Annotated in this window: 11 protein-coding genes and 1 tRNA gene; 8 read left to right on the forward strand and 4 right to left on the reverse strand. The window is 62.3% G+C overall.

Annotation, left to right across the window (positions count from 1 at the left end; genetic code table 11):
- Positions 1–62 precede the first annotated feature (62 nt).
- From ACQZ5H_RS23495 to ACQZ5H_RS23525, 7 genes are all read left to right on the forward strand, one after another.
- Entirely contained in the window at positions 63–2,210 is a 2,148-nt protein-coding gene (locus ACQZ5H_RS23495; protein WP_449099131.1) for a PAS domain S-box protein, read from the forward strand.
- Entirely contained in the window at positions 2,197–2,622 is a 426-nt protein-coding gene (locus ACQZ5H_RS23500) for a response regulator (protein WP_112713368.1), read from the forward strand. The genes ACQZ5H_RS23495 and ACQZ5H_RS23500 overlap by 14 nt, the downstream gene beginning before the upstream one ends.
- A 2-nt stretch (positions 2,623–2,624) precedes the next feature.
- A complete protein-coding gene (locus ACQZ5H_RS23505) occupies positions 2,625–4,247 on the forward strand; it encodes a response regulator (RefSeq protein ID WP_449099132.1) in 1,623 nt (540 codons plus the stop codon).
- A gap of 62 nt (positions 4,248–4,309) precedes the next feature.
- Positions 4,310–5,869: a VOC family protein gene (locus ACQZ5H_RS23510; RefSeq protein ID WP_449099133.1), complete on the forward strand. Its 1,560-nt coding sequence runs from the start codon at positions 4,310–4,312 to the stop codon at positions 5,867–5,869.
- Between the two features lie 514 nt (positions 5,870–6,383).
- Positions 6,384–7,313 (forward strand): glycosyltransferase family 2 protein, encoded by a 930-nt coding sequence (locus tag ACQZ5H_RS23515; RefSeq protein ID WP_449099134.1) that lies wholly within the window; start codon positions 6,384–6,386, stop codon positions 7,311–7,313.
- Positions 7,314–7,362: 49 nt separating this feature from the next.
- Entirely contained in the window at positions 7,363–8,853 is a 1,491-nt protein-coding gene (locus ACQZ5H_RS23520) for a lipopolysaccharide biosynthesis protein (protein WP_449099135.1), read from the forward strand.
- Between the two features lie 40 nt (positions 8,854–8,893).
- Positions 8,894–9,919, forward strand: coding sequence for a polysaccharide pyruvyl transferase family protein (locus ACQZ5H_RS23525; protein WP_112713378.1), 1,026 nt, complete (start codon positions 8,894–8,896; stop codon positions 9,917–9,919).
- A gap of 3 nt (positions 9,920–9,922) precedes the next feature.
- Here ACQZ5H_RS23525 and ACQZ5H_RS23530 read toward each other — a convergent pair whose 3' ends face one another.
- Positions 9,923–10,816 (reverse strand): DMT family transporter, encoded by an 894-nt coding sequence (locus tag ACQZ5H_RS23530; protein ID WP_130279072.1) that lies wholly within the window; start codon positions 10,814–10,816, stop codon positions 9,923–9,925.
- Positions 10,817–10,925: 109 nt separating this feature from the next.
- Positions 10,926–11,354, reverse strand: a complete 429-nt coding sequence (locus ACQZ5H_RS23535) for an OsmC family protein (protein ID WP_449099136.1) — start codon at positions 11,352–11,354, stop codon at positions 10,926–10,928.
- 116 nt (positions 11,355–11,470) lie between these two features.
- On the opposite strand from ACQZ5H_RS23535, the gene ACQZ5H_RS23540 reads away from it, so the two are divergent.
- Entirely contained in the window at positions 11,471–12,685 is a 1,215-nt protein-coding gene (locus ACQZ5H_RS23540; protein ID WP_449099137.1) for a TIGR03862 family flavoprotein, read from the forward strand.
- Here the strand turns inward: ACQZ5H_RS23540 and ACQZ5H_RS23545 are convergent.
- Together ACQZ5H_RS23545 and ACQZ5H_RS23550 are read right to left on the reverse strand one after the other, a co-directional pair.
- Positions 12,682–13,038, reverse strand: a complete 357-nt coding sequence (locus tag ACQZ5H_RS23545; protein ID WP_449099138.1) for a VanZ family protein — start codon at positions 13,036–13,038, stop codon at positions 12,682–12,684. The genes ACQZ5H_RS23540 and ACQZ5H_RS23545 overlap by 4 nt on opposite strands.
- A gap of 127 nt (positions 13,039–13,165) precedes the next feature.
- A tRNA-Phe gene (locus ACQZ5H_RS23550) sits at positions 13,166–13,242 on the reverse strand.
- Between the last annotated feature and the right edge of the window lie 19 nt (positions 13,243–13,261).

Below are 13,261 nucleotides of genomic sequence, written 5' to 3' on the forward strand. Positions count from 1 at the left end.
GTTTCCTATTGAGTATTCGCTGAATTCGGAAAAGATGGCACGAACTCAGGAGGACAGGGCGCGTGTGGGCTGAAGCCGCTGGCAAATCGCGGGACGACGAGCGGAAGAAGAAGCGCTATCGGGCGACAGCACTGACCGTCAGCAGCTTGATCGGGCTGCTCGGCATCGCCGCGATCGCCGGCTGGTTGCTCGAGGTCGAGGTGATCGTCTCGGTGGTGCCGGACTTTCCGGCGATGGCCTTCAACACGGCGCTCTGCTTCATCCTCTCCGGCTTCGCGCTCGCCGGCTCGGTCTCGACCAGGCGGCGCTTCAATATCGCGGCCTCGGTTTTTGCCGCCGGCGTCATTGCCATCACGCTGATCCGCTTCAGCGAAATCATCGCACTCGGACGAACCTCACATCTCGTCGACCGGCTGCTCACCAATCTTCTGGTTTCCCAGGAATTTTCCGACCTGATCGGCGGCGGCATGGGGCCGAATACGGCGCTGATCTTCCTGATCGGCAATGTCGCGCTGTTTGCCACGCTGAACTGGAAGGACGAGCGGGCGCCGCTTGTCCAGGAACTGACGAGCTATGTGGCGATCACGCTCGGGATGATCGCCTTTGCCGCCTATATCACCAGCGCCGAGCATGGCTACAGGTGGGGGCCCTATGCGGCGATGGCGCTGCATACGTCGATCGGCATGATGGTGTTCGGCGGCGGGTTACTGGCGAGCGCCTGGTGGCGGCAGCCGCAAGGCGGCGCCAGCGTGCCGCTCTGGATCCCCGGCGTCATATGCTTCACCGGCCTGCTCGCCGACCTCTATACGCCACTCGGCGTTGCCAACGGCATTCTCTATGTCCCCCTGGTGCTGACGGCGCTCTGGTTCGGCAATCGCAAGGCACCGCTGTTCTTCGCCTTCGTCTGCACCATCCTGATCCTGCTCGGCTTCTTTGCCGTCAGCCACCCGGACGACATTCTGTGGCAGGAAATCGCCAATCGCACGGTCACCATCGCGATGCTGTGGCTGATCGCCTATCTGGTGCATCACTACATGCGCAACAGCGCGAGCCTAGAGACCGAGCGCATCCGCTTCAGCTCGCTGGTGCGCAACACACCGGATGCCGTCATCACCATGGACGAGCGCGGGGTGATCTCGAGCTTCAATCCGGCGGCGGAACAGATGTTCGGCTATACGCCGGCCGAAGCGCTCGGCAAGAATATCAAGATGCTGATGCCGGAGCCCTATCACTCCGAGCATGACGGTTATCTCAGCCGCTACCGGCAGACCGGCGAGGAACGGATCATCGGCACGACCCGCATGGTCTCCGGCCGGCGCAAGAATGGCGCTGCCTTTCCGCTGGATCTCTCCGTCAGCGTCGTGCCGACCGGTGGCTCGCGCACCTTTGTCGGCATCGTGCGCGATATCAGCGAGCGCATTCGCCAGGAGGAGCGGCTGAAGACCATGGTCGGCCAGCTCGAGGCCTATACGGCCGATCTGGAGCGCAGCAACCAGGATCTCGACGAATTCGCCTATATCGCCTCGCATGACCTGAAGGAGCCGCTGCGCGGGCTGCACAATCACTCCCGCTTCCTGCTCGAAGACTATGAGCAGCAGCTGGACGAGGATGGCGTGCGGCGTCTGAACCGCCTCGTTCGCCTCAGTCAGCGGATGGAGAAGCTCGTCAACGACCTGCTCTATTTCTCCCGCATCGGCCGGCAGCAGCTGGCGGTGAAGCGCACCGACATCAACCTCGTGGTCAAGGACGTGGTCGGCACGCTCGAAGTGTTCCTGGAGGAGCGCAATGCGCAGGTGACGACGGATGGGGAGCTTCCCGAGGTGGTCTGCGACGCGACGCGGCTGACCGAGGTGTTCCGCAACCTCGTGACCAACGCCGTCAAATACAACGACAAGGCCGAGCCGCTGGTGACGATCGGCTATCTCGATCATTACCGTGGCAAGGACGGCTCGGAGGCGAGCGACGTGTTCTTCGTCAGGGACAATGGCAAGGGCATCGCACCGGAATTCTACGAAGACATTTTCCGCATTTTCAAACGCCTGGAAAAATCGCAGGATTCGGATGATGGGACCGGAGCCGGTCTGACCTTCGTGCGCAAGATCATCGCCCGCCACAATGGCGAGATCTGGCTCGAATCCGAGCTCGGGACAGGCACGACATTCTATTTTACGCTGGGAAGCAAACGAGAGGACCAGAATGCAGCCGCGTGACATGCAGCCGATCCTGATTGTCGAGGACAGCGAGGACGACTTCGAGGCGACGATGCGCGCCTTCAAGCGCACCAACCTGCGAAACCCTATCCGCTGGGCCGCATCCGGCCAGGAAGCGCTCGACGCGCTGGCGGAGATGAACCCGCGCCCCGGCTTGGTTTTACTCGACCTGAACATGCCGGGTCTCGATGGGCGCAAGACGCTTGAGGCCATCAAGTCGAATGCGCATTGGCGCAAGATCCCGGTCGTGATCCTGACGACATCCGACGACGAGCGCGATATCGAGGGCTGCTATGCGCTCGGCGCCAATACCTATGTGCAGAAGCCGGTGGATCTGGACGGGCTCTTCGCCGCCATCCAGCGGCTGAAGGAATACTGGTTCGAAATTGCCATCCTGCCGCACGAGGACTGACATTGGCGGAAGACTGCCCGGTACTGATCATCGACGACAATATGGACGACCGTGAGGTCTACCGGCGGATGCTCTCGCGCGTCGCCGGGATGAACTACATCGTCTCGGAAGCCGAAACCGGCGATCAGGGCATCAAGCTCGCCGAGAGCAAGCGGCCGAGCTGCATCCTGCTCGACTATTCGCTGCCCGGCCGCGACGGCCTCGGCGTGCTGGCGGAAATCCTCAAGCGCGACCCGACAGCCAATGTCATCATGCTGACCGGCCAGGGCAACGAGACCGTTGCCGTCGAGGTGATGAAAAACGGCGCCCGCGACTATCTGACGAAGGATTCGCTCTCGCCGGAATCGCTACATCGCTGCATCCAGAGCGCCGTCATGCATGGCGCGCTGGAGATGAAGCTGGAGCAGAAACGCCAGTCGCTGGAGATCTTCACCCGTGCCATGGCGCATGACCTGAAGGAGCCGCTGAGGACCATCAAGTCGTTCAGCAAGATCCTGCATGGCTCGGCGGCGCTTCCGACGGAAGACCGCGAGCTGCTCGACTACATCCTGAGCGCCGCCGACCACATGGAAGACCTGATCGTCAAGGTTTCCGGCTTCACCAAGCTGGAAGTCTCCGGTGATCTGGAGATGAAGCCGGTGTCGATCGCCGCGGTGCTCGACCAGGTCGAGGACAACCTGCATCAACAGATGGAAAGCCGCCAGGCAACGATCGTGCGCGGCGAGCTGCCGGAGGTGATGGGCGACGGGACGCTGCTGATCCAGGTGATGCAGAACCTGATTTCCAACGCCATACGTTATTGCGAGGATCAGCGGCCCGAAGTGCGGGTGACCGCCGAGGCGGCCGACGGCGGGCTCTGCCGCCTGCTCGTCAGCGACAATGGCCCGGGCATCGATCCCGAACATCGCGAACTCATTTTCCAACCCTTCAAGCGGCTGGTCGGACGCGGTATCGAGGGAACCGGGCTCGGCCTTGCGATCTGCCGGCGTATCGCCCAGCTGCATGGCGGGGCGATCTGGTGCGAGGCAAAGACCGGGCGTGGGGCGACCTTCGTGCTCGAACTGCCGCTGGCGCGGAGCATGCCTGCCACAGCTGCCCGCGGTGCCGAGGCACAGGCGGCACGCGTCTCAGAGCAGAGCGCCGATACCGGAGGGCGGCTTGCCGAGGTTCTGCTCGTCGAGGATAGCCCGGCCGATATCCAGCTTCTGAAGCTGAAGCTGATGCGGCGCGAAAAGGTGAGCTTCAACCTGCATGTGGCGACGAACGGGCGCGAGGCGATGCGGCTTCTGGAGGATCGGGCGGGCAACGTTTCGCAGCCGCCGATGGACCTGATGCTGCTCGATATCAACATGCCGATCATGGACGGTTTCGAGGTGCTGAACGCGCTTTCGGCGGACGCGCGCTTCAAGGAAATACCGGTCTGCATCCTGAGCACATCGAGCGACGAAGGCGACATGCAGAGGGCCAAAGACCTCGGCGCTCTCGCCTATATGATCAAGCCGCCGACGCTCCAGCAGTTGGAGCAGGCGCTCGAAGGCGTCGACAGTTTGGAATTGCAGCCGCGCGGTGATGCCCTAGTTCTTTGTGCAGAACAATCGAGGCAATCTCCAACGGCACTGGTATGACTTTAGTATCCGCATTAGTTCTGGCGCTTCTCGCCACTCCCCAACAATACGGACTGCTTTCGATGATTTCTGGCATACATCACATCACCGCCATCACCCGCAAAGTGCAGGCGAATGTGGATTTCTATGCCGGCTTCCTCGGTATGCGGCTCGTGAAGCAGACCGCCGGTTTCGAGGACGAAACCCAACTGCACCTCTTCTATGGCGATGGCGAGGGCACGCCCGGCTCGCTGCTGACCTTCCTTGCCTGGGAAGACGGCTCGCAGGGGCGCGCCGGCTTCGGCCAGATCAGCGAGATCGCGCTGGCGATCGACCCAACGAGCATCGGCTACTGGCTGACGCGGGCCATGAGCTTCGGCATCCGCATGGAAGGGCCGGCCGATGAATTCGGCGAGCCGGTGCTACGCTTCAAGGACCCCGACAACATTATCCTCAAGCTTGCCGGAAACAGGGAGCTCAAGACCGCTGCGGCCTGGACGGACGGACCGGTTCCGATCGAGCACGCCGTGCAGCGCGTGCGCGGCGCGACCATGCTGACCGAGACGCCGGCCGAAAGCCGCGCCTTCATCGAGAGCCATTTCGGCTATCGCTTCCAGGAAAACAAGGGCGCCATCGACCGGCTGGTTTCCGATTCCGGCGATGTCGTCGATGTTCGCAACGCGAAGGGTTTCTGGTCGGGTGCGCCGGGCACCGGTGCGATCGATCATGTGGCTTTCCGCGCGGCGGATGAGGCCGAGCTAGCATCCGTTCATGACGCGCTTGCCAGTTCGACGGACCCGGCGACCAACATGCATGACCGGAAGTATTTCAAGTCGCTCTATGTGCGCGAACCCGGCGGCACGCTGATCGAGCTTGCGACCGACAAGCCCGGCATGACGATCGATGAGCCGGCGCCGACGCTCGGCACCAAGCTGTTCCTGCCGCCGAAGGATTCGATCAAGGACCTGAAGGACCTCAAGGTCATCCTGCCGCAATTCTCGATGCCCGGCGAACCGCGCGTGAATTACCGCGAACTGCCCTTCGTGCACCGCTTCTATACGCCGCCGGATCCGGATGGCAGCGTCTTCGTGCTGCTGCACGGTTCGGGTGGCAACGAGACGACGCTGATGCCGCTGTTGCACAAGGTCGCCCCGCGGGCGACGCTTCTTGGCGTGCGCGGCCGCGCCACCGAGGAAGGCTTCCCGCGCTGGTACAAGCGCATCACCCCCTTCTCCTTCGATCAGGACGACATCAAGAACGAGGCGGAAGCCTTCGCGGCGTTCATCGACGGCGCCGTCAAATCCTACGGGCTCGATCCGAAGAAGATCGTCTATGTCGGCTATTCCAACGGCGCGAACCTTCTGAACTCGCTGATCTACCTGCACCCCTCGCTCATTCACAAAGCGGTGCTGCTGCGCTCCATGCCCGTCTTGACCAACTATCCGCATGCCGACCTGAAGGGCACCGACCTGCTCGTCATCAGCGGCAAGACCGACGCCTACGGCAAATATGCGAGCGAGCTGGAAGGGCGGCTGAAGACCTCGGGCGCGACGGTCGATTCGGACGTTATCCCCGGCGGACACGATCTCGGCGACGCCGACGTGCCGATTATCCAGCAATGGCTGCTCAGAGAAAACCAATAACGGCACGGCGCGGAAAGACTGTCCGCGCCGCCGCTTGTTCTTGGTTTTGAACTTGCGCTTGAAGTTAATCCGGCAGCAACCGGTGTTTTAGAACTTTGCGGCAGGCAGGATGCAAATAGCTGAAGTCACCGGTTTCAGCGCACAACCTTCTATTGTGCAGCGCAAATCAGCCAGTGAGCATCGGAAAAACAATCACCAAAGAAAAATAAATATACCTCTATCGAATTCACATATATTTTTGCGACATAAAACCGATATTACAGAGATTATATCGATGCTGAGATTACCTTAAATACCTATCGACTTATAAATTTCACGTTGATCACGAATTATTACAAATATTCGGAAGATCAATTTATATAATTCACGAATAAAATTCATTCGCCTATAAATTACCTCATTCTTTCCGTTTCTTCTGCGCCTGTTCTATTTTGCTGCATTGCAAAAATTTCTTGCCGAACCTCTGTGTCCGACCTATCTTGCCCCGGACATCGATCGCAGAAGGGGAAATTGAATGCCTCCTCGGCCCGTTGACATCAGCCTGATTATCTCATCGAGAAATCGGGCGAGTGGCCTGTTGAACTGCCTGGATGCGATTGCAAATGCCGCCCGTCTATCGGGCGATTTGCAGTTGGAGCTCGTCTTCGTCGATAACGGATCGACGGACGATACGTCGGAAGTATTCCGCCGCTGGGCCGCGGTCGCGCCCCTGCATACCAATCTCATCTACGAGACGCTGCCGGGGCTCGCCAATGCCCGCAATTCCGGCATCGCCGCGGCCGCCGGACGGCTTCTTGCGTTTACCGACGACGATTGCGAAGTGCTGCCCGACTATTTCACCGTGATCGCCGGTCTGTTTGCGGCCGACCAGGGCATCGTCATGCGCGGCGGCCGGGTGGAGCTCGGCGATGTCCGTGACCTGCCTGTCACGATCAAGACAGAGCGCGAACCGGCGGTTCTGACGAACGAACTCCATGCCGGTGGCTTCATCCATGGCTGCAACATGGTGTTTCCGCGCGCCCTCGTCGATCAGGTCGGCCAGTTCGATCCGCGCTTCGGCGCCGGAGCGACGTTCCGCTCGGGCGAGGACACCGATTACATCCACCGCGCCTTCAATGCCGGCATTCGCGTCGAATATGTTCCGGAGCTCGAGGTGAAGCATTTCCACGGCCGCCGCAAGGTCGAGGATATCCATCGCCTGCATGCCGGATACGCCTTCGGCAACGGCGCGCTCTACGCCAAATATCTGTTCGACAAGCGCTCGAACATGCGCGGAATGCTGCGCTGGGATATTCGCCAGGCGGTTCGCGAGGCGCTCGGCGGCCAGCCGATGAGCAAGGAGATGGGGCTGACCTATCGCCGCCAGCTCAGGGACAATCTGACCGGCATGCTCGCCTATTGGCGCAGCACGCGCGGCAAGACCCCGGCCGCAGCCCGCACCTGAAACAGATCCAAAGGCCGCCCGCGAGCGGCTGCAATCGATAGGACGCCGAATGGCAGAACATGCAGTTGCGCACGCCGACCTGAAAAAGAAGACGGCCCTTTCCGTCCTCTGGTCGGTGGTCCGCGTGGCCTGGAGCACGATCGCGACCTTCGTGATCTTCGTGATCCTGGCGCGCATTCTCGGCCCCGGCGACTTCGGCACCTTTGCGCTTGCCAGCCTCTTCGTCGAGATCGGCCGCGTGCTCGCCTATGCCGGGCTTGGCGATGCCATCACCCGGCAGCTCGATCTCGATGAGGAACTGGCCGACACCTGCTTCTGGGCGACCGTCGCCTTCAGCGCCATCGTGGCGGCGATCGTCTTCGTCTTCGCGCCCTATTACGGCGAGCTGGTTCGCGACGAATCCGTGTCCGGCATCCTGCGCTGGCTGGCGCCGCTGCTGCCCATCTCCTCGCTTGCGGTCATCCACAATGCGCGCCTCGCCCGGGAGTTCGGTCACAAGAACCTTGCGGCGCAGAGCATTGCCGCCAGCCTTCTCTCCGGCATCACCGCCGTCGTCTGCGCCTATCTCGGCTGGGGCATCTGGGCACTGGTGGCGCAGACCGCCGTCAACGCCGCGGTCACCGTCGTTCTTGGCTGGGTCGCCTATCCCTGGATGCCGCGCCTGCGCTTCAACGTCGGGAAGTTCCGCTCGGTCTTCCTGTTCAGCGTCAGCCTTGTCGTGACACAGCTGATGTGGATGCTGCTGGCGCGCGTGCAGGACATCTTCATTTCGCGCTGGTACGGCGCCGTCGAAGTCGGCCGCTACCGTATCGCCTGGCGGCTCATCGAGCTGATCGGCCAGGCCGTTCTGGCGCCGATCGGCAGCGTTTCGCTGGTGACGCTCTCGCGCCTGCAGAACGACCGCGTCGCCTTCCGCAACGCCTATAACAAGATCGTCGGCGCCGCGGCGCTCGGCACCATCCCGCTGCTCTTCGGCTTCGGCGCCCTGTCGAACGACATGATCGCCCTGCTCTTCGGCGACAAGTGGGGCAATGCCGGCGATATTGCCACCGTGCTGGTGCTGATGTCGGTGCCGTTCGTGACGAACTTCTTCGCCTCCTCGGCGCTGTCAGCCGTCAACCGCGCGGAATCGATCCTTTCGGTCGCCGCCCTGCAGTTTGCCGCGACGCTGCTGCTGACGTGGCTGCTGGTGCCATACGGCATTCTCGCCGTCGCGGCCGGTTACGTCCTGCGCGCCTGGCTGACGATGCCCTATCAGCAATATGTACTGCATCGCTATGCCGGCATCGACTCGCTCGGCACCTTCAAGGCCGTGGCGCTGCCCTTCTGCGGTGCCGCCGTGATGGCCATCTGCGTCTGGTTCGCGCACCCCGTCATTGCCGCTCATATCCAGAGCCGCTGGCTGGTGCTCGGGTTCAGCATCGGCCTTGGCGCCGTCATCTATCTCGCCTTCCTGCCGGTCTTCGGCAGATCCGCAATCCGCCCCTATATCGCGCTCGGCAAGTCATTGCTGCCGTTCGGGAAGCGGGCAGAGGCCTAGCCGCCGGGGCTGGGCCAGACTCTTCAACAGGAGCCACTGTATGCAGGAAACCAACATTACGATCATCAACCGCCTTCAGGGTTTGATCGCAAATTGCCTTTCCGATCTTGTCGATCCGGCCGAGCGCTTCGCGCTGCTCGATTTCCCGAACCACTACAATATCGGCGACAGCGCCATCTGGCTGGGGGAACTTGCCTATTTCGACCGCCGCAAGACGCGGCCGGCCTATGTGACGGAAATCCCGACCTACAACGATGAGCGCATGCTGGCGGCGATCGGCGACGGCCGCATCTTCCTGCATGGCGGCGGTAATTTCGGCGACATCTGGGCCGGCTACCGGCAGTTCCGCGAGGACATGCTGACGAAGTACAAGGGCCGGCCGATCGTGCAGATGCCGCAGACGATCCACTTCAGGGAGCAGGCCGGTATCGACAGCACGGCCCGCGCCATCGAGAAGCACGGCAATTTCACACTTCTGGTGCGCGACCACAAGAGCTTCGAATTCGCCAAGCGCTGGTTCCAGTGCGATGTTCGCCTTTGCCCCGACATGGCCTTCTGCATCGGCCCGGTTAGTCGCCCGGCGCCGCAGCACGAGCTGCTGCTCAACCTGCGCGAAGACCAGGAAGTCGGTGCGCCGCAGGATCTAACCGCTGCCACCAGCCGCCCGGGCACGGTGAAATCCGACTGGCCTGATGAGCCTGCCGATTTCCAGCGTCATACGAAGCACACGGCGATCCTGAAGGGGCTGATGTCCGGCCGGATCGGCGGACGCGCGAAAATGACCGAGCTTGCCTATCGCGAGCGGGCGCAGCAGCGTTTCGACCGCGGCGTTGCCCTGCTCGGCTCTGCGCGGCAGGTCATCACCGACCGCATGCACGGCCATATCATGTGCGTGCTTCTCGGTGCCGACCATTGCGTGCTCGACAACAGCTACGGCAAGACCAGCAGCTTTATCGAAGCCTGGGGCACCTGCAACAATGCTGAAAAGGCGGCGATCGCTGCAACGGTCGACGAAGCGCTCGGCATCCTCGATGCCCGGCGCATGCAGCCGGCAGCCGTCGCCTGACGATCAGCCTCGCCGGGCGATCATGATCCCGGCGAGCACCACCAGACCGCCGAGCGCCTGCATCGGGCCGATCGCCTCGTTGAGCAGCACCCAAGCGAGAATGGCCGCGACGACGGGCTGCAGCAGCAGCGTCAGCGACGAGAAGGCGGCCGGCAGATAGGCGAGCGCGAAGGCGATCGCCACCTGGCCGCTGGCATGGCTGACGAAGGCGAGACCGAAAACGATCGCCCAGCCATAGGCCGTTGGCGGCAGCATCTGCGGCTCGAAGAAGAAGCCGAGCGGGAAGACGCAGACGGCGGCCGATGCCGTGCTCCACAGCATGATGCGAACCGTATCGAAGCGGCTGCGCAGCTGGCCGATCGCCAGGATGTAACCGGCATAGAAGACAGCCGCGATGATCGCGACGCCATCGCCGCGCAGATCGCCATTGCCGAAAGCCGAGGGACCGCCCTTCAGGACGATGACGCCGACAAGCGCCAGCGCCAGACCCATCACGAAGATGCGGGAGACCGGCGCGCGGAAGAAAATGAAACCGATGACGGTGACGAAGACAGGCGCCAGGTTTGCGAGTAGCGTCGCATTGGCGACAGAGGTCATGGTGATCGACAGGTGCCAGGCGGCGAGATCGGCTGCCAGGATCACACCGGGCAGGATCAGCATCGCGTAATCGGAAAGCTTTTCCGGCTTCGGGCCGCTGTCCTTCTTGATCAGCGAGAAGATGAAGATCGGGATCAGCGCCAGCGCCACGCGCCAGAAGGCCGTCGCCATCGGCCCGACTTCCGAGAGCCGCACGAAGATCGGCGAGCCGCCGATCGCGGCACCGCCGAGGATGAGCGCGGTCAGGGCAAAACGCTGGGAGGGAGCGGTTTCAACGGAGGGGGCGGCGGCCTGCGACATGATCTTCTATGCTCTCAGGGCGGCGAAGATTGAGGTGCCAGCCCTGAGGCGGATTATCAGATCGCCATGCCGAGGGATAGCGCAGGAACGACACCCCCGAAACAAAAGCTCAGCCGGTGACCACGGAGGAGAATTCCGGATTGCCACGGATCGTGTTGCTGACGGTGCAGATCTCTTCTTCGGCGAGATGGGCGATCTTCTGGCGGGTCTCGTCGTCGATATCGCCCTTGATCGAGAAGTCGATGTTGAACTTCTGCACGCGCGACAGGCCTTCCGGCGCCTTCTCGCCCGTCACGTCGGCGGTGATCTCGGTGATCTTGTCGAGAATGCCGAGATTGCTGGCGGCGATGCGGGCGCTGAGCACCAGGCAGGCCGAGAGCGAGGAATAGAGAAGATCGAGCGGGTTGAAGCCCGGCTGCGACGGGCTGGTGACGATGTCGATCTCGCCCTTCGTCGCCGATGTGACATGCGGGAAACCGGTGCGGCCGAGAACGGCCTTGGCGCCTGTCGGTCTGGGTCTTGCTTTGAGATCGGCCATGCCGCGACACTCCATTTGATATGAGATTGAGATAGTGAGTTTGGCAGCGGGAAGCAACGAAACGGCTTCCCTCAAATCCGGAGACGCGCGCATTTGAATGCTGTATCAGGCAGCACATGAAGAAAAAACAGATCGCGATCATCGGGGGTGGCCCGGCGGGCCTGATGGCGGCGGAAACGCTGGCCCTTTCCGGGCATGCGATCACCATCTACGATGCGATGCCGACGCTGGCGCGCAAGTTCCTGCTGGCGGGAAAATCCGGGCTCAACATCACGCATTCCGAGGACTATGAGCGGTTTGCGGCGCGCTTCGGCGGTGCATCAGCGCGGCTTCGCCCGGCGCTCGATCAGTTAACGCCTGCGAATATCCGCGAGTGGGCCGCCGCGCTAGGAACGGAAACCTTCATCGGCTCCTCCGGCCGCGTCTTCCCCACAGTGATGAAGGCATCGCCGCTGCTCCGCGCCTGGATCGCCCGGTTGGAGAGCCAAGGCGTTGCGATCGCCAAACGCCATCGTTGGGCCGGCTTCGACGGCAGCGCCTATGTGTTCGAGGCGACCGATGGCCGCAAGACAATAGAGGCCGATGCCGCGCTGCTGGCCCTCGGTGGCGCCAGCTGGCCGAAGCTAGGCTCCGACGCCGCCTGGGTGCCGTGGCTGCGCGACAGGGGTGTCGAGATCGCACCCTTCCGCCCGGCCAATTGCGGCTTCGATGTCGACTGGAGTGCGATCTTCCGGGAGCGCTTTGCCGGTGCGCCACTGAAGGCAGTGACCGCGACATCCGCGGCTGGCATCCTCCCCGGCGAATTCGTCATCTCGCGCAACGGTATCGAGGGCAGCCTCGTCTATGCGCATGCGGCTGCGCTTCGGGATGAGCTTGACGGCAAGGGAGCAGCGTCACTTATCATCGACCTGGCGCCGGGCCGGCCGCTCGAGCGCATCGCGGCCGATCTCGCCCGGCAGGACAGGAAGGCCAGCCTCTCGAACCGCCTGCGCAAGGGCGCCGGTCTCGATGCGGTCAAGGCTGCGCTGGTTCGCGAACTTGCGCCCGAGGACGCCTTGCGGGATCCGCAGCGGCTTGCCGGGCAGATCAAGGCGCTGCCCATCCCGCTGACGGCAACCCGCCCGATCGCCGAAGCCATCTCATCGGCCGGCGGCATTTCGCTCGATGCGATCGATGACGGCTATATGCTGAAGGCCCTGCCCGGCCTGTTTGCCGCGGGCGAGATGCTGGACTGGGAAGCGCCGACCGGCGGCTACCTGCTCACCGCCTGTATGGCGACCGGAAAGGCTGCAGCCGCCGGCATGCAGGCTTGGCTGGATAAAGCCGCCTAGCCGGCCTTGTGCCGTATGCCCCTGATACGGTTGACGACTTCGGCCAGGAAGACACCGAACAGCGCCCCCATGCTCTTCGTCGCCGCATCCTCGAAATGCGCATGCCGTGTCGGCGATAGGAATTGCAGCGTCTCCAGCGCAAATGCGCCGATGACCAGCAGGATGGCGCAGAGCACGATACGGCGCGGATAGCCGGTGACGAAGAGAATGCCCATGACCATGAACGCCATGGCCCTGTCAACATCGACATCGATGATGTCGTGCGGCCGGTATTCGATGGGGCAGACGGTAACGAAGATGACGGCCGCCAGCGACAGCCAGGCGGCCACTCTTACCAGAAACAGCTTCTTCATGGGCCGAAAGCCTAGGCCGATGGCGACCGCGCGCAATTCAGCCAAAAGTACAAAATGGGCTAATCCGCGCGCTGCTAGGCGGTGCGATCAAACAGTCGGCGTTTATTGATTTGATGAGAAAGAAGAGTGGTGCCCAGACGCGGATTTGAACCACGGACACGCGGATTTTCAATCCGAAACCACGTGTTGTTTTTACTGAGCTATTTTCGCCCGTGTCGCAACC

The sequence above is a fragment of the Rhizobium sp. 21-4511-3d genome, assembly GCF_053522545.1.

Excerpts from the sequence above, each read along its gene's own strand:
- ACQZ5H_RS23500 (WP_112713368.1), top strand. The coding sequence starts at position 2,197 with ATGCAGCCGCGTGACATGCAGCCGATCCTGATTGTCGAGGACAGCGAG.
- ACQZ5H_RS23510 (WP_449099133.1), top strand. The coding sequence starts at position 4,310 with ATGATTTCTGGCATACATCACATCACCGCCATCACCCGCAAAGTGCAG.
- ACQZ5H_RS23515 (WP_449099134.1), top strand. The coding sequence starts at position 6,384 with ATGCCTCCTCGGCCCGTTGACATCAGCCTGATTATCTCATCGAGAAAT.
- ACQZ5H_RS23520 (WP_449099135.1), top strand. The coding sequence starts at position 7,363 with ATGGCAGAACATGCAGTTGCGCACGCCGACCTGAAAAAGAAGACGGCC.
- ACQZ5H_RS23525 (WP_112713378.1), top strand. The coding sequence starts at position 8,894 with ATGCAGGAAACCAACATTACGATCATCAACCGCCTTCAGGGTTTGATC.
- ACQZ5H_RS23530 (WP_130279072.1), bottom strand. The coding sequence starts at position 10,816 with ATGTCGCAGGCCGCCGCCCCCTCCGTTGAAACCGCTCCCTCCCAGCGT.
- ACQZ5H_RS23535 (WP_449099136.1), bottom strand. The coding sequence starts at position 11,354 with ATGGCCGATCTCAAAGCAAGACCCAGACCGACAGGCGCCAAGGCCGTT.
- ACQZ5H_RS23540 (WP_449099137.1), top strand. The coding sequence starts at position 11,471 with ATGAAGAAAAAACAGATCGCGATCATCGGGGGTGGCCCGGCGGGCCTG.
- ACQZ5H_RS23545 (WP_449099138.1), bottom strand. The coding sequence starts at position 13,038 with ATGAAGAAGCTGTTTCTGGTAAGAGTGGCCGCCTGGCTGTCGCTGGCG.